18 protein-coding genes are annotated in these 14,578 nt (G+C 63.8%); 8 read left to right on the forward strand and 10 right to left on the reverse strand.

Annotated features, from left to right (window positions below):
- Positions 1-52: 52 nt before the first annotated feature.
- The 6 genes from pip to cysS form a co-directional block, all read right to left on the reverse strand.
- The gene (gene pip, locus FJW05_RS24450) at positions 53-1,018 is read right to left on the reverse strand and encodes a prolyl aminopeptidase (RefSeq protein ID WP_140636393.1); all 966 of its coding nucleotides are present in this window, start codon (positions 1,016-1,018) and stop codon (positions 53-55) included.
- Positions 1,015-1,491 (reverse strand): GFA family protein, encoded by a 477-nt coding sequence (locus FJW05_RS24455; protein WP_140636395.1) that lies wholly within the window; start codon positions 1,489-1,491, stop codon positions 1,015-1,017. Before FJW05_RS24455 ends, pip begins: the two co-directional genes overlap by 4 nt.
- A complete protein-coding gene (locus FJW05_RS24460) occupies positions 1,488-1,979 on the reverse strand; it encodes a GFA family protein (RefSeq protein WP_140636398.1) in 492 nt (163 codons plus the stop codon). Before FJW05_RS24460 ends, FJW05_RS24455 begins: the two co-directional genes overlap by 4 nt.
- A 21-nt stretch (positions 1,980-2,000) precedes the next feature.
- The gene (locus tag FJW05_RS24465; protein WP_140636400.1) at positions 2,001-2,387 is read right to left on the reverse strand and encodes a VOC family protein; all 387 of its coding nucleotides are present in this window, start codon (positions 2,385-2,387) and stop codon (positions 2,001-2,003) included.
- Complete coding sequence (locus FJW05_RS24470; RefSeq protein WP_140636402.1) at positions 2,384-2,782, reverse strand: endonuclease domain-containing protein; 399 nt, start codon at positions 2,780-2,782, stop codon at positions 2,384-2,386. Before FJW05_RS24470 ends, FJW05_RS24465 begins: the two co-directional genes overlap by 4 nt.
- Before the next feature lie 208 nt (positions 2,783-2,990).
- Complete coding sequence (cysS, locus tag FJW05_RS24480) at positions 2,991-4,442, reverse strand: cysteine--tRNA ligase (RefSeq protein WP_140636404.1); 1,452 nt, start codon at positions 4,440-4,442, stop codon at positions 2,991-2,993.
- Positions 4,443-4,833: 391 nt separating this feature from the next.
- Here cysS and FJW05_RS24485 point away from each other — a divergent pair, with 391 nt between their 5' ends.
- On the forward strand, positions 4,834-4,989 hold the full coding sequence (locus tag FJW05_RS24485) for a hypothetical protein (RefSeq protein ID WP_095766957.1): 156 nt from the start codon (positions 4,834-4,836) through the stop codon (positions 4,987-4,989).
- 109 nt (positions 4,990-5,098) lie between these two features.
- Here the strand turns inward: FJW05_RS24485 and FJW05_RS24490 are convergent, their stop codons facing one another.
- Positions 5,099-5,860 carry an SOS response-associated peptidase gene (locus FJW05_RS24490; protein ID WP_140636406.1) on the reverse strand — a complete coding sequence of 254 codons (762 nt, stop codon included), beginning with the start codon at positions 5,858-5,860 and terminating at the stop codon, positions 5,099-5,101.
- A 117-nt stretch (positions 5,861-5,977) separates the two neighbouring features.
- Here FJW05_RS24490 and FJW05_RS24495 point away from each other — a divergent pair, with 117 nt between their 5' ends.
- The 4 genes from FJW05_RS24495 (at position 5,978) to FJW05_RS24510 (ending at position 8,382) form a co-directional block, all read left to right on the forward strand.
- Positions 5,978-6,403, forward strand: coding sequence for an NUDIX hydrolase (locus FJW05_RS24495; RefSeq protein ID WP_140636408.1), 426 nt, complete (start codon positions 5,978-5,980; stop codon positions 6,401-6,403).
- 71 nt (positions 6,404-6,474) lie between these two features.
- Positions 6,475-6,852 (forward strand): TIGR02301 family protein, encoded by a 378-nt coding sequence (locus tag FJW05_RS24500; protein ID WP_140636414.1) that lies wholly within the window; start codon positions 6,475-6,477, stop codon positions 6,850-6,852.
- A 353-nt stretch (positions 6,853-7,205) separates the two neighbouring features.
- Positions 7,206-7,463: a hypothetical protein gene (locus FJW05_RS24505; protein ID WP_040984202.1), complete on the forward strand. Its 258-nt coding sequence runs from the start codon at positions 7,206-7,208 to the stop codon at positions 7,461-7,463.
- 130 nt (positions 7,464-7,593) lie between these two features.
- Complete coding sequence (locus FJW05_RS24510; protein WP_181165062.1) at positions 7,594-8,382, forward strand: hypothetical protein; 789 nt, start codon at positions 7,594-7,596, stop codon at positions 8,380-8,382.
- Positions 8,383-8,391: 9 nt separating this feature from the next.
- Here the strand turns inward: FJW05_RS24510 and FJW05_RS24515 are convergent, their stop codons facing one another.
- From FJW05_RS24515 to FJW05_RS24525, 3 genes are all read right to left on the reverse strand, one after another.
- A complete protein-coding gene (locus tag FJW05_RS24515; protein WP_140636416.1) occupies positions 8,392-9,105 on the reverse strand; it encodes a nucleotidyl transferase AbiEii/AbiGii toxin family protein in 714 nt (237 codons plus the stop codon).
- A 67-nt stretch (positions 9,106-9,172) separates the two neighbouring features.
- A complete protein-coding gene (locus FJW05_RS24520) occupies positions 9,173-9,397 on the reverse strand; it encodes a hypothetical protein (RefSeq protein WP_140636418.1) in 225 nt (74 codons plus the stop codon).
- 51 nt (positions 9,398-9,448) lie between these two features.
- Positions 9,449-10,780, reverse strand: coding sequence for a dihydroorotase (locus tag FJW05_RS24525; RefSeq protein ID WP_140636420.1), 1,332 nt, complete (start codon positions 10,778-10,780; stop codon positions 9,449-9,451).
- 85 nt (positions 10,781-10,865) lie between these two features.
- Between FJW05_RS24525 and FJW05_RS24530 the strand changes: the two genes are divergently transcribed.
- The 3 genes from FJW05_RS24530 to FJW05_RS24540 all read left to right on the forward strand — a co-directional run bounded on the left by FJW05_RS24530 (position 10,866) and on the right by FJW05_RS24540 (position 14,568).
- Positions 10,866-11,729 carry a folate-binding protein YgfZ gene (locus FJW05_RS24530; RefSeq protein WP_140636422.1) on the forward strand — a complete coding sequence of 288 codons (864 nt, stop codon included), beginning with the start codon at positions 10,866-10,868 and terminating at the stop codon, positions 11,727-11,729.
- Entirely contained in the window at positions 11,729-12,367 is a 639-nt protein-coding gene (locus FJW05_RS24535) for an HD family hydrolase (protein WP_140545301.1), read from the forward strand. Before FJW05_RS24530 ends, FJW05_RS24535 begins: the two co-directional genes overlap by 1 nt.
- Positions 12,368-12,432: 65 nt before the next feature.
- Positions 12,433-14,568, forward strand: a complete 2,136-nt coding sequence (locus tag FJW05_RS24540) for an EAL domain-containing protein (protein ID WP_140636424.1) — start codon at positions 12,433-12,435, stop codon at positions 14,566-14,568.
- The last annotated feature ends 10 nt before the right edge of the window (positions 14,569-14,578 follow it).

Genomic DNA, 14,578 nt, shown 5'->3' on the forward strand with positions numbered 1-14,578 from the left:
GGAGATGTCCGGCAGCACAGACGGGGGCGCCGTAGAGCACGAACCTGCATCGTCATTTCCCCGCGAACCGATCCGTCGCCCGGATCAGCCGGTCCAGGATCCCGGGCTCCGAATAGGCGTGGCCTGCCCCCTCGATGAGGTGGAAATCGGCCTTCGGCCAGGCCTTGTGCAGCGCCCAGGCATATTTCGCCGGGCATGGCATGTCATAGCGGCCGTGGACGATGGTGCCGGGGATGTCCTTCAGCTTCCAGGCGTCGCGCAGCAACTGCCCCTCCTCCAGCCAGCCGGCATGGACGAAATAGTGGTTCTCGATACGGGCGAAAGCGATCGCGTAGTCGTCCTGGGCGAACGGGTCGCTGGTCTCGGGCTCGGGAAGCAGCGTGATCGTCTCGCCTTCCCAGATGCTCCAGGCACGGGCGGCCTGAACTTGAGCCTTGCGGTCGGAACCAACCAGCCGCTTGCGATAGGCGGCCATCATGTCGCCGCGCTCGGCCTCGGGGATCGGCGCCAGGAAGCGCTCCCATTTGTCGGGGAACATCTCGGAGACGCCGAACTGATAATACCATTCGAGCTCGGCGCGGGTCAGCGTGTAGATGCCGCGCACGACGAGCTCGCTGACACGCTCGGGATGCGTCTCGGCATAGGCGAGCGCCAGCGTCGAGCCCCAGGAGCCGCCGAAGACAAGCCATTTGTCGAAGCCAGCCAACTCGCGCAGGCGCTCGATATCGGCGACGAGATGCCAGGTGGTGTTGGCCTCCAGCGAGGCGTTCGGTGTCGACTTGCCGCAACCGCGCTGGTCGAACAGGACGACGTCGTAGAGTTTCGGGTCGAACAGGCGCCGGTGTTTCGGCGAAATGGTGCCGCCCGGACCGCCATGCAGGAACACGGCGGGTTTGGCGCCCTTGGTGCCGCAGCGCTCCCAATAGACGGTGTGACCGTCGCCGACGTCGAGCATGCCGGAATCGAACGGCTCGATCTCGGGGTAGAGCGTACGCAAGGAACCGCTGTGGATCGTCATAGTTTCAAGCCCTGCTGCGGCCAGTTGACCGTCTCGTGGTCGGGATGCTGGAAAGAGATGATCTGCTCTTGCCGCCGATAGAAGTCGGGGTCGTCAAGGATCGGCGCCTCGAATATCTTTTCCACCCAGGGCAGGCGAACGGCGTAATTCACCTGGATCTGCGGCGCGAGGTCGGAGCGGTCGTCGAAAGCGCCGATGGCGATCTCCAGCGCGCCGGGCTGGCGGTAGGTCAGCGGCGTGCCGCAGCGGGCGCAGAAGCCGCGGTCGATATTGACCGAGGACTGGAAATAGCTCGGCTCCTCATGGGTCCATTCGACGCCGTTCTTCGGCACCGCCACCAGCGCGCCGAAGAAATTGCCGAACTGTTTCTGACACATGCGGCAATGGCAGATGGACGGGCGCCCAAGCTTGCCGTGGACGCGGAAACGTACGGCGCCGCACTGGCATCCGCCTGTTCGAACTTGGTCGGTCATGGTCTTTCCTCCGGCGGCCATTGCTCGGTGTCGTGATCGGGATGCTGATAGGAGACGAGCTCGGCCAGATAACGCGCAGACGCGATATCGGCCATCGTGTCCTCGGACGGCAGTTTGGGGATACCGTCGACATAGGGAAGCTTTGCTTCGATGCCCCACTGGATAGTGGGCGCGATGCCGGTCGGATCATCGAAGGCGGCGATTGCAAGTGCTGTGCCATCCGGCGCCTCGAAAGTCAGCGGCGTTCCGCATTCGGCGCAGAAGCCGCGCCAGACGGCGTTGGACGAGCGGAAGCGCTTCGGCTCGCCGCGCGTCCAGTCGAGCGTCGCGCCGCGCACCGAGACCAGCGGCAGATAGAAGTTGCCGCTCGCCTTCTGGCACATCCGGCAGTGGCAGACCGAGGCGTCGCCCAGCGCGCCCTCGACGCGGAAGCGCACCGCCCCGCACTGGCAGCCGCCTGTATAGACCGGCCGGTTGTCGAGGCTCATCGCTCACTCCTGGTCATCGGCTTACTCCGCATCATGGCAGACCGCCTCGACATTGTTGCCGTCGGGATCGAAGACGAAGGCGCCGTAATAGTTGGGATGATAGTGCGGCCGCAGGCCCGGTCCGCCATTGTCCTCGCCGCCCGCGGCAAGCGCTGCCGCATGGAAGGCATCGACCTCGGCGCGGCTGCGGGCGGTGAAGGCGACATGCTGGGTGGATTTGGGCTTGTCCGTGCTGTCGCTCAGCCAGAACACCGGCCGGTCGCGGCCATAACCGCCAACCTTGGCGCCGCCGGTATATTCTTCCGGCACCATGTAGAGCAGCGAAGCCCCCAGCGGCGCCATCGCCTTGTCGTAGAAAGACTTGGATTTATCGAAGTCGGATACATTGACGCCGAGATGATCGATCACGGGACGAGCTCCTCCGTTTGTGGCGCGGGCGCATCGGCCAGGCCGGCCACGATGACGATGTGCTGGCAGGCATTGTCGATATCGCGGATCACGTCGTCGTTCCAGAAGCGCAGGATGGTCCAGCCTAAAGCTTCGAGCGTCGCGGTTCGTGCAGCGTCGGAAGCCGACACTTCAGCAAGAGCGTGCTGGGAGCCATCAATCTCGACGATCAGCTTTTTGTCAGGGCAAGCAAAGTCGACGATGTAGCCTGCGATAGGCATTTGCCGCCGAAAGGAAAGGCCCATCAGCCTATGTGCCCGGACCTCGTTCCAGAGCTTCAATTCGGCATCTGTCATTTGCTTGCGCATCTTGCGCGCATTGCCGCGGTTGGCGGGAGATACCCGATGATGAGTCATCGCGAAGCCCCCCTCTCTGTCCTGCCGGACATCTCCCCCTCAAGGGGGGAGATCAGAAGCTTCGCCGACGGCATCTCATCTGCCACGTCCGCGATTGGCGAAAGCCAAGGCGACATCCAATCTCCCCCCTTGAGGGGGAGATGTCCGGCAGGACAGAGGGGGGCGCCTCGCGCCATTCTCTCCAATTTCGCGTCCCGAGCATCCACCCTCACCGCTTGATCTCCCAGGTCGTCACGCGCTCGCCGGTGACGGGGTTCTTGCCGTCTTTCAGTTGCACGCCCTGCGCCAGGAGCTCTTCGCGGATGCGGTCGGCTTCGGCCCAGTTCTTGTCGGCAATGAACTTCAGGCGATCGGCGATCGCCTTGGCGATCGCTTCCTCATCCACCTTGGTCGCGCCCGTGTCGAAACCTAGGAAAGCCAGCGCTGACTTTAGCGAAGCGGCTGCGCCATTCCCGACCTCGCCGCCGGCATCGACCGCCTCGCCGGCGAGCTGCGTCAGCCGCTGGAAGGCGGTGTAGGTGGCGAGATCGTCGGAGAGCGCTTCCACCACCTCGGCCGGCAATTCTTTTGCCGCCACAGGGGCGAGGTCGGCGGCGCGCTTCCATTTGCGCAACGTGTTTTCGGCTTCCTCAAGCTTGCGCACGGAGAAGTCGATCGGCTCGCGGTAATGCGTCATCAGCATCGCCAGCCTGAGCACCTCGCCCGGCCAGGCGCGGCCGCCGAAAGTGTCGGTCTCCAGCAGCTCATGGATCGAGAAGAAATTGCCGAGGCTCTTCGACATCTTCTGGCCTTCGACCTGCAGGAAGCCGTTGTGCATCCAGACATTGGCCATGACCTTGGTGCCGTGGGCGCAGCGCGACTGGGCAATCTCGTTCTCGTGGTGCGGGAAGATCAGGTCCAAGCCGCCGCCATGGATGTCGAAGACCTCGCCAAGATAGGCGGCCGACATGGCCGAGCATTCGATGTGCCAGCCGGGTCGGCCCCTGCCCCACGGGCTCTCCCAGCCGGGCTCTTCCGGGCTCGACAGTTTCCACAGCACGAAATCGCCGGGGTTCTTCTTGTGCGCGTCGACAGCGATGCGCGCGCCCGCCTGCTGCTCGTCGAGATTGCGCTTCGACAATTCGCCATAGTCCGACATCGAGGCGGTGTCGAACAGCACCTCGCCTGCGGCGACATAGGCGTGACCGCGCTCGATCAGCTGCCGGATCAGCGAGAGCATATCGGCCTTGCCGTCGGCGCGGGGGGCGACGAACTCGGTGGCGCGCGGCTCGTAGGTCGGCTGCAGGCAGCCGAGTGCCGCGACATCCTTGTGGTACTGGCCGGCGGTCTTTTCGGTGACCTTGCGGATCGCATCGTTGAGCGACAGCTTTCCAGCCGCGATGTCGCCGCCGAAGTCGCGCAGCGCCCTGGCATTTATCTTGTCGTCGACATCCGTGATGTTGCGCACATACGTGACATGGCTTTCGCCGTAGAGATGGCGCAACAGACGGAAGAGCACGTCGAAGACGATCGCCGGACGCGCATTGCCGATATGGGCAAAGTCGTAGACGGTCGGGCCGCAGACATACATGCGCACGTTGTGCGGATCGATCGGAACGAAAAGTTCCTTCGCCCGCGTCAGCGTATTGTAGAGGCTGAGGCCCTTCGATGCGTCCGACATGCCGTCCCGGTCCTTAATTTGGGTTCACTGGAACCAGCTCTGCGCCATCGGCGCAAATCAGGCTCCAGCCTGCTGGCCGGGGCGTTTTTTCCGATCTGGGGAAAGATAAGGCGAAAACGTCCGGACCAGCGCGAGGCTAGCCAATAATGCAAATGCCACAAATGGCGAAAGACGTTTTCATGGGCGGCTTTATCGCGCCGGCGGGTGTTGCCGTCAAGTCGCTCCGCTCAGGAAAGATGTCGTTGGATCACAGGTAAAGACAGGCCGAAACATTTTATTAAACATGTCGGCACAGTGATGAAACATTCGCCGGCTAGACCGCCAGAAGTCACGATTTGGTCGGAATCGACCGCCAAACGCTGAACACGAAACGGTTACCAGGGAGAGAATCATGGCTCGCACCAAGCAGGAACAGGACCGACAAACGCAGCCGGCTCTCGCCAGCCACTACCGCGCGATCGGCCCGGCGGCCATCGTCGCAGCGCTTCTTCACACCGCGAAGAAGAAGAAGCCGACGCAGAAGATCGTCTCGCCGCGCGCGGCCTGACAAGAACGACCGGCACGGTCCCGACCATGGGGACGCCGGCGATGAGGGCGCAAGCAAGCGCCCTGGAGATGAAGGTCCCAAAGCTGCCTCTCGAGGCGAGCAGCCTTCGCTAAAAGAGCGTCATCTGGTTTTCGTCCGTGTCGGGCTTCTGGCGCCTGACCTTGTCGGGCTGTGGCCCGACGACGCCCCGTTCCTGAATCTCCGGCCCGGTGTTGGCGACCTTGTTGACCAGGTCTGAAAGCGGAATCGCCTCGAAGAAATCGGGCTCGGCGGGCTTCAGCAGGTCGAGCACGTCGCGCGGCTCTTGCGTGCGGCAATCGAGCCAGCGGGCGAAGTCGCGCTCCTCGATCACCACGGGCATGCGGTCATGGATATGGGCGATGCCGGCATTGGCCTCGGTCGTGATGATCGCGCCGGTGTCCATCTCCGAGCCGCCTGGTTCGGCATAGGTCTCGATCAGCCCGGCGAAGGCAATCACCCCGCCTCGCTTCGGCCGGATCCAATAAGGCTGGCCCTTTTTGCCGCCCGACTGCTGCCATTCGTAAAAGCCGGAGGCCGGCACCAGAGCGCGGCGGTGGCGCATGGCGGTTTTGAACGAGGCCTTTTGCAACACGCCTTCGGAGCGGGCGTTGATGAGCAGCGGAAACGCCTTGGTGTCCTCGACCCAGGTAGGAATCAGGCCCCAGCGCACCAGCATCGCCTGGCGATCCGGCAAGTTCGAGCCCGGCTCCCGCCGCGGCCCGGCAAGCGCCATAAGCACCGGCTGCGTCGGCGCGATGTTGTAGCGCGCCGGAAATTCCTCCAGCTCGGCCAGGCCGAGCAAGGCGGCGGTCTGGTCCGGCGTGGCGGTCAGGGCAAAGCGTCCACACATGGATCTGGGTTCTTCGATTGACGTGCCACGAAAGTGGCGATGGAACAGCCATGCCGCAACGGCTAAAGCTGGATTCGCCCAATCGATCCACAAAAGGCTGCAGAAAGATCGGCACGTATGGAACAGCGCAAGATCATACCGGCCGTTTCCGTCGCCGTCGTGCGCGGCGGCACCGTGCTTCTGGTCAAGCGTGCGCGGGCACCGTCGCAAGGGCTCTATGCCTATCCCGGCGGCAAGGTCGAGCCGGGCGAGACGCTTGCGCAAGCCGCGGCGCGCGAGTTGCAGGAAGAGACCGGGCTTGAGGCGACAGGCTACCGGCCGCTACGCGACATCCATATTGACGGCCATGCTGAAAACCACGCGGTCGACTACCTGCTGACGGTGTTTGGCGCGGCCTATGCCGGCGGCGAACCCGTCGCCAGCGACGACGCCGAGACGGCGGCGTTCTACACGCTGGCGGAAATGGCAGGGATGCCGCTGGCGGGCGACGTGTTCTCGGTCGCCGAAGAATTGCTCGGCCCCGCACAAGACCCCAGGCGGTGAGCGTCCAGAATGGCCTTGCAGGCGACAAAATGTTTCGCCACAAGACCCTGCTCTTTCATCGTAAGGCTTTGATGACCCGCGCTTCCGCTTTTCTCGCCGCGTGCCTCGCCGTCAGCATGACCGTCGCAGCGTCCCCGGCGCCCGCCGCCGAGGCGCCTTTCGAGCCCGGGCTGATGCGGCTGGCGGAAGTGCTGGGATCGCTGCATTTCCTGCGCAACCTGTGTGGCGAGAAGGGCGACAAGTGGCGGGGCGAGATGGAAAAGCTGCTCGAATCGGAAAATCCCGATCCCGACCGGCGCGCCCGTTTCATCGCCTCGTTCAACCGCGGCTACCGCTCCTTCAGCGGCACCTACACGCTATGCACGCCGTCGGCGACCGAGGCCATCGCGCGCTACATGAAGGAAGGCGAGACGTTGTCGCGCGACATCGCCTCCCGCTACGGGAATTGAGCCCGGCTCGACCGCTGCGCGTTTTGCGCAGATTTGTTGCGGGCAATGGGCGCCAATGTGACGTGTCTTATTGTGTCCTGTCCCGCTCTGGTGCAATCATGTGTTGCACTTGCGCAACAGTATTAACGAAACGTTAGCGCGCAGTTGTGGAATTAACTCAAACTGAAGGTTTCGATGCCCCAAGCCGGTCTAATCGGCTAAGCTCGGCATCGATTGAGGGCAGTCTCGCCCGGAATGTGGATTTCGACCGTAAAAATGTCGTATTTACAAAGACTTAATTGAGACTGCGGACGAACTGACAGACCAAGCCGGATCCCTCGTCGGATCGACGCTTGCAGAAAGTGGACATCGCAATGGAACATGGTGTCAGCGACATCGACGCTTTGGTCAGGGAAGAAAAGCGGCTGACCGCCGTGGAGAGCCACAGCGAAGCGTGGGCCGAGGGCCTGTCGGCCGGCATCGAACCGGAAATCATCGCCGAAGCGGCGCTGGAGACCGCTTTCGGCGAGATGTTGCGCGCCAATGGCGAGACCTCCGCGCTTGCCCTGCTCGACCGCATGCGGGAAAAAGTGATCGCCGGCGCGTTCGAGCCGGAACGGCTGAAGCACTAGCCACCTGTTTTGACAGCGACTTTTTGATAGTGACTTTTGACGGCGACGCGCCGTTTGGGCATCATGTCCATGCGCTCGGACATTCAATGTGCCGGCCGGGCCGAACCCGGGAACCATGGAGAGGCAGGCGGTGAGATTTTCGATGTCAGGCCGGCCGCGCGGGCCGGCCCTCAGCATCCTGATCGCCGCTTCCTGCCTGGCGCTGCCTCTGTGCCTCACCAGCACGCCCTCCTACGCACTGAGCGAGATCCAGCGGGAGGACCTGCCTTCGCCGGTCACCCCGCCCGCCAATAGTGACAGCGCCGCGCCCGGCGCTGCCGTGCCGATGCCGGAGGCGCCCGGCACCAAGCCCGCGGACGGCCAGCCGGCCGACGACACCGACAAGTCGGAGCCGGAGACGCCGCCCGCCAATGGCGGCATCACCAGCCCGCGCGCAGACCCTGACGCGCCGCCGCCCGCGGTCGTCTACGACCTCAACACGCTTCCCGAACCGGTCAAGCGCATGCACGGGCTGCTCATCGAGGCCTGCCGGACCGGCGACATCGAGAAGCTGAGGCCGCTGATCGGCAAGGGCGAGGCGATGACGCAATTGTCGCTGGGCGACATCGATGGGGACCCGGTCACCTTCCTCAAGAGCCTTTCGGGCGACGGCGACGGCCAGGAAATCCTCGCCATCCTGGAAGAGGTGCTTTCGGCCGGCTACGTCCATGTCGACACCGGCACGCCGCAGGAACTCTATGTCTGGCCGTATTTCTTCGCGCTGCCGCTCGACAAGCTCGATGCCAGGCAGCGCGTCGAATTGTTCAAGCTGGTCACCGCCAGCGACTATGACGACATGAAGCAGTTCGGCGCCTACATCTTCTACCGCGTCGGCATCACGCCGACGGGACAGTGGCTGTTTTTCGTCGCCGGGGATTGAGCGGGAAACTTATCTCTTCCCGGCCTCCGGCCAGATGCGAGCCGCTTCCTCTCGCAAGGCAGAAATGGCGTCGGCGCTCACCGCAGGGTCCATTTGCAAGACCTCGGCTGCGTCGCGGAGTTCGCGTTTGTCCCGGAGCTTACCCACCACCCAGGCAATTTTGCGTTCGATGTCGCGTCCATAAGCAGTTTGCGCCTTGTCGAGGGCTTCGGTTGGGATTTGCCCATACGCTTTAACCAGCATCCCGAGATCGAAGGCATCTCGATATGCGACGGCACGATCCTGGCATCGATCGGCATTCGCCAGCAGCTTCTCGGCAAACATGTCTGCAGGAACAAGGGCCGGTATCCCCAGATCGTCGTCAAAATGACCACGCAAATCGATGCGGCCCTCCCGGACGACTTCGAACCGGATCGGTTGATCCGTCAGGCGCAACACCGTCCTCAGGCCATATTGGTCGATCTGAAAGTCCCGAACAGCTTCGACGGGCTCAGGAAAAAAGGCTCGAACGCCGAATTCCGATGCTCGTGTCCGCAGCTCGCGGTAGCCGCCGGCATCGGCGCAAAGAAAATCCAGATCCAGTGACCGGCGATATTCGCCAAGCTTCATGACAATGGCTGTGCCGCCGCCAAACCAGCATTGGTTCGCCGTCAGAAAGTCGCGATCCATCAGCCCGAGGGCTTTGGCAATCACCCTATGTTCCGGTTTTTCGAACGCCTTCATGATTTCTACCCGCAATATTCCTGTCGGGCGCGGTGATGGCGCGCATCGAGGACAACAAGATGAGTTATCACGATGTGGTCAGAAGGATGCCGTGGCCGAATTCGTCGGCCAATTTCATGATAAGCAGCTTCTCACGCGCCGTAAGGCGCTTTTGGTCGACAAAGCGCCAGTTGCGTTCATAAATCGCAAAGACCTCTTTCGCGGGAATAGGGCGCGCGACATCGCGGTTCCAGGCGAGCGCCTGGAGCTCAGGAAACTCCGCAGGAATGATCGGCGCAAAATTCGCGGTCATAGCCCGATCAAGATAGTGCAGAGCGCTTAACAAATCCAATTTCAGCGGCGATCAGGCCGGCAGCGCCTCGGAGAACTCCACCGCCCTGCCCTGGCCGGGTGTCGCGATCTCGCCTTCCCACATGACGCGCGTGCCGCGCACGATGGTGCCGACCGGCCAGCCGGTGACCTCTTTGCCGTCATAGGGCGTCCATCCGGCCCTGGAGCCGGCCTGCGCGTTGGTGATGGTCTCGCGCCGCTTCATGTCGACGATCGTGAAGTCGGCATCGTAGCCGGCGGCGATGCGGCCTTTCCTGGCCATGCCGAAAATGCGCTGCAGACCATGGCTGGAAAGGTCGACGAAGCGCTGCAGGCTGAGCCGGCCGGCATTGACGTGGTCGAGCATGATCGGCACCAGCGTCTGCACGCCGGTCATGCCGGACGGCGAGGCCGGATAGGTCTTCGCCTTCTCGGCCAGCGTGTGCGGCGCGTGGTCGGAGCCAAGGACATCGACGATGCCCTGGGAAATGCCGTGCCAGACGCCTTCACGATGGCGTGGCGCCCGCACCGGCGGGTTCATCTGGATGAGCGTGCCAAGCCTGGCATAGTCGTCGGCGCTCAGCGTCAGGTGATGCGGCGTGGCCTCGCAGGTCGCGACATCCTTGTGCTGCTCGAGGAAGACGATCTCCTCGGCCGTCGAGATGTGCAGCACATGGATGCGCGCGCGCGTCTGCCTGGCGATGCGCACCAGCCGCTCCGTGCAACGCAGCGCCGCGATCTCGTCGCGCCAGACGGGATGCGACGAGGGATCGCCCTCGACGCGCTCGCCGAGCCGTTCGCGCAGGCGGAACTCGTCCTCGGAATGGAAGGCGGAGCGGCGGCGGGTGTTGCGCAGGATCGAGGCGACGCCTTCATCGTCCTCGACCAGAAGATCGCCGGTGGACGAGCCCATGAACACTTTTATGCCGGCCGCGCCCGGCAGCCGCTCCAATTCGCCGACATCACGAGCATTGTCGCGCGTCCCGCCGACCCAGAAGGCGAAATCGCAATGCATGCGCCCGGTGGCCCGCCGCACCTTGTCGGCAAGTGCTGCCTCGCTGGTGGTCAAAGGGTTGGTGTTGGGCATTTCGAAGACGGCGGTGACGCCGCCCAGCACCGCGGCGCGGGAGCCGGTTTCCAGATCCTCCTTATGCTCCAGCCCCGGTTCGCGAAAATGCACCTGGCTGTCGACGACGCCCGGCAGGATGTGCAGGCCCGTGCAGTCAATGGCTTCGCCGGCCGAAGCCTGGCCGAGATCGCCGATCCGCGCGATGCGGCCGGCATTCACGCCGATGTCGCGCCGTCCCTCGCCGTCATGGTTGACCACCGTGCCGCCTGTCAGGATGAGGTCGAAGGTGGTTGCCATGTGCAGGTCCAATCTCTTGCGGGGGGAGTGTGGCCGGCTTACGTAATGACTGGACGTTTTGCAAGATCAGGCCGATTTCACGCTCATGCCCTTTGCCCAAATCAAAGACCGCGCGCTCATTTCCGTGTCAGGCCCCGATGCCGAGCATTTTTTGCAGAACATCCTCACCACCGATCTCGACACGCTTGCGCCCGGCGAGGCGAGACCCGGCGCACTGCTTTCGCCGCAGGGCAAGATCCTGTTCGATTTCCTGGTCTCGCGCGCCGGCGATGATGGCTTCCAACTGGAATGCCGGGCCGACATCGCCGACGACTTCGTGCGCCGGCTGATGCTTTACCGGCTAAGGGCAAAGGCCGAGATCGCCAAACAGGATCAGGTGCTTGTCACAGTCGCATGGGGCGATGATTCAACCGCCTCACGTTCTGATTCAAGCGTGCTTGCCGACACGCGGTTTCAAGATATCACGGTTACGCGCACTTATGGCGGCGAGGCGCGGGACGGCGGCGACCCGAATGGCTGGCTGAACATGCGCATCGGCTACGGCATTGCAGAAAGCGGCTCCGACTACCAGCTTGGCGACGCCTTCCCGCACGACGTGCTGTTCGACGAGACGGGCGGCGTCGGCTTCAAGAAGGGCTGCTATGTCGGCCAGGAGGTCGTCTCGCGCATGCAGCATCGCGGCACCGCGCGGCGCCGTGTGCTGATCGCCGTCGCAGCCGGTCCGCTACCGCCGGCCGGCGCGGAGGTGACGGTCAATGGCCGGCCGGTCGGCATTCTGGGTTCGTCAAACGAGGGGCGCGGCCTCGCCATCGTGCGCACCGACCGCGTCAAGGCAGCGATCGACGCTCACGATTCGATCAGGGCCGGCGAGACGCCAATCATGCTTGCTATCCCGCACTGGGCGAAATTCACCTTCCCGCAGGATGCGGCCAGCGCGGAGGAGGCCTGATGGCTGCCGACCGGGCCGGCGCTCCGCCGCGCGCCTGGCAACGCATGCTGTCCGGCCGGCGGCTCGACCTGCTCGATCCCTCGCCGCTCGACATAGAGATCGCCGATATCGCGCACGGGCTCGCCCGCGTCGCGCGCTGGAACGGCCAGACCAGAGGCGACCACGCCTTCTCGGTGGCGCAGCACTCGCTGCTGGTCGAAGCGCTTTATGGCGAACTGGCACCCGAGGCCACGGCCGAGGCGCGGCTGGCAGCGCTGCTGCATGATGCGCCGGAATATGTCATCGGCGACATGATCTCGCCGTTCAAATCGGTGATGGGCGGCTCCTACAAGGATTGCGAGCTGCGCCTGCAGCGCGCCATCCATCTGCGTTTCTCGCTGCCGGCGGAGCTCGCCGCCTCCTTGCGCAACGACATCAAGCGCGCCGACCAGATCGCCGCCTATTACGAGGCGACGCTGCTGGCTGGCTTTTCGACCGCTGAGGCGACCGAGTATTTCGGCCGGCCGCGCGGCTTCTCCGCCGATCGCTTCGACTTCACGCCAAAATCCGTGACCTGGGCGCAAACAGCTTTTCTGAAGCGTTTCAAGACGCTGGAAGCCAGGCGCCAGTCGTCGCTTGCCGTGAATACAACCCCATGAAAGAACGCTAAATTAACCCGCGGCCGCGACAGTATTGCGTTCGGTCACGATCCGAAGGCGTGCTCATGCCCGGCGCACATGTCAAGACTGGTTCGGTCGTCGGCAGGCGAAAGACGTCCGGCATTGGTCCATCCCGGCGAATCGCAGAAGAACTTCGCGCGCAGAACGAGCGCTTCGCGGCCGCTGTCGAGAACATGTCGCATGGCCTGTGCATGTTCGACGCCGATGAGCGGATGATTATCTGCAACCGCAACTACATCGACATCTTCAGCCTGGACGCCAAAGTGGTGAAGCCCGGCATTCGTTTCCTCGACATCCTGCAGCACAGCGTCGACATCGGCATCGCCTCGCAGAGCGCGAGCGAGCTTTATGCCATCCGCAAGCCTTACATCGACGGCGCCAGGGCTTCGACTTATGAGGAAATCCTGTCGGACGGGCGCATCATCGTCATTTCGCACCGGCCGATCGCCGTCGGCGGCTGGGTGTCGATCTACGAGGATGTGACCGAGGAGCGGCGCGCCGAGGCCGAGTTGAAAGAGCAATACCGCCGCTTCGATGCCGCGCTGGCCAACATGTCGCAAGGCCTGCTGATGTACAGCGCCGAGGGCCGGCTCATCGTGCGCAACCAGCGCTTTCTGGACCTGTGCAACGCCGAGGCGTCGGATTTCACGCTCGGCATGACGCATCGCCAGATGCTGGACAAACTCATTCGCCTCGGCATCTTCGCACCGCTCGAAATCGACATCGAAGTCGGAAAATCCAAGGCAAGGCTGGATGCCGGCCAGTCGCACGCGAGCTATCGCGAGCTGGTCGACGGCCGAACGCTCTTCGTCCAGCGGCGACCGCTGGCCGGCGGCGGCTGGGTGGCGACTTTCGAGGACGTCACCGAGCGCCGGCGCACCGAAGAGCGCATGACGCATCTGGCGCATCACGACACGCTCACCAATCTGCCCAACCGCTCGATGTTTCGCGAAAAGCTGGACCAGGCGCTTGGCGAGGCAAAGCCGCTGGCAATCCTCTCGCTCGACCTCGACCGCTTCAAGGCCGTCAACGACACGTTCGGCCATCCGGCCGGCGACTGGCTGCTGCAATGCGTCGCCAAGCGGCTGCAGCACGCCGTGCGCAGCAGCAAGGACGTGGTGGCGCGCTTCGGCGGCGACGAATTCGCCGTCATCCAGTCGGGCACCAAGAGCGCCGCCGACGCCGAAAGGCTCGCCAAGCGCATCGTTGAGATCGTCGGCAAGCCTTATCGCGACAAGGGGCGCGAGATGCATGTGGGCGTGAGCCTCGGCATCGCGCTCTATCCCGGCGACGGACACGACGCCGACACGCTGCTCACCAACGCCGACATGGCGCTCTACCGGGGCAAGAGCGAAGGGCGCAACGTCTACCGCTTCTTCGAGCAAGGCATGGATGCGCTGATGCGGGAGCGCCGTGCGCTCGAGGCCGATCTCGAGGCAGCGCTGTCCAGGCGCGAATTCGAACTCGACTTCCAGCCGATCCTCGACATCGGCTCCGGCAAGATTGTCGGCGCGGAAGCCCTGATGCGCTGGCGCTCGCGGTCACGCGGCCTGGTATCGCCGGAAAACTTCATCGCGGTCGCCGAGGAAACCGGACTGATCGTGCAGCTCGGCGATTGGGCGCTGCGCAAGGCTTGCAACGTGGCGGCGAACTGGCCGCCGGACATGCGCATGGCCGTCAATGTCTCGGCCGCGCAGATCAAGAGCGGCGGCTTCGCTCGCAGCGTGATCTCGGCGCTTGCGTTTTCCGGCCTGCCGGCCAACCGGCTGGAGCTCGAAATCACCGAGACGGTGATGATGGACGAAAGCGACGCGGTGCTGAAGACGCTGAGCCAGCTGCGCGGTCTCGGCGTGCGCATCGCGCTCGACGATTTCGGTACCGGCTATTCCTCGCTCGGCTATCTCCGGCGCTTCCCCGTCGACAAGATCAAGATCGACCGCTCCTTCATCCGCGATCTCGACAAGCGCGACACGGCGGCGATCGTGCGCACGGTGATCGGGCTCGGGGCCGAGCTCGGCATCACCGTCACCGCCGAAGGAGTGGAGACCGAAGCGCAGCTCGACACGCTGCGCAAAGCCGGTTGCGGCGAGGCGCAAGGCTTTTTGATCGGCGTGCCGGCCAAGGCGTCCGACATTGGCGGGCTGCTGCGCTCGCAGGCGCTGCTGCGCCAGTCAGGCTGAGTGACGTCCT

The sequence above is a fragment of the Mesorhizobium sp. B2-9-1 genome, assembly GCF_006439455.1.
GTDB lineage: Bacteria > Pseudomonadota > Alphaproteobacteria > Rhizobiales > Rhizobiaceae > Mesorhizobium.

Bases quoted from the DNA above. Each gene is read 5' to 3' on its own strand.
- pip (WP_140636393.1), bottom strand. From the start codon at position 1,018: ATGACGATCCACAGCGGTTCCTTGCGTACGCTCTACCCCGAGATCGAG.
- FJW05_RS24455 (WP_140636395.1), bottom strand. From the start codon at position 1,491: ATGACCGACCAAGTTCGAACAGGCGGATGCCAGTGCGGCGCCGTACGT.
- FJW05_RS24460 (WP_140636398.1), bottom strand. From the start codon at position 1,979: ATGAGCCTCGACAACCGGCCGGTCTATACAGGCGGCTGCCAGTGCGGG.
- FJW05_RS24470 (WP_140636402.1), bottom strand. From the start codon at position 2,782: ATGACTCATCATCGGGTATCTCCCGCCAACCGCGGCAATGCGCGCAAG.
- cysS (WP_140636404.1), bottom strand. From the start codon at position 4,442: ATGTCGGACGCATCGAAGGGCCTCAGCCTCTACAATACGCTGACGCGG.
- FJW05_RS24485 (WP_095766957.1), top strand. From the start codon at position 4,834: ATGGCTCGCACCAAGCAGGAACAGGACCGACAAACGCAGCCGGCTCTC.
- FJW05_RS24490 (WP_140636406.1), bottom strand. From the start codon at position 5,860: ATGTGTGGACGCTTTGCCCTGACCGCCACGCCGGACCAGACCGCCGCC.
- FJW05_RS24495 (WP_140636408.1), top strand. From the start codon at position 5,978: ATGGAACAGCGCAAGATCATACCGGCCGTTTCCGTCGCCGTCGTGCGC.
- FJW05_RS24500 (WP_140636414.1), top strand. From the start codon at position 6,475: ATGACCCGCGCTTCCGCTTTTCTCGCCGCGTGCCTCGCCGTCAGCATG.
- FJW05_RS24505 (WP_040984202.1), top strand. From the start codon at position 7,206: ATGGAACATGGTGTCAGCGACATCGACGCTTTGGTCAGGGAAGAAAAG.
- FJW05_RS24515 (WP_140636416.1), bottom strand. From the start codon at position 9,105: ATGAAGGCGTTCGAAAAACCGGAACATAGGGTGATTGCCAAAGCCCTC.
- FJW05_RS24520 (WP_140636418.1), bottom strand. From the start codon at position 9,397: ATGACCGCGAATTTTGCGCCGATCATTCCTGCGGAGTTTCCTGAGCTC.
- FJW05_RS24525 (WP_140636420.1), bottom strand. From the start codon at position 10,780: ATGGCAACCACCTTCGACCTCATCCTGACAGGCGGCACGGTGGTCAAC.
- FJW05_RS24530 (WP_140636422.1), top strand. From the start codon at position 10,866: ATGCCCTTTGCCCAAATCAAAGACCGCGCGCTCATTTCCGTGTCAGGC.
- FJW05_RS24535 (WP_140545301.1), top strand. From the start codon at position 11,729: ATGGCTGCCGACCGGGCCGGCGCTCCGCCGCGCGCCTGGCAACGCATG.
- FJW05_RS24540 (WP_140636424.1), top strand. From the start codon at position 12,433: ATGCCCGGCGCACATGTCAAGACTGGTTCGGTCGTCGGCAGGCGAAAG.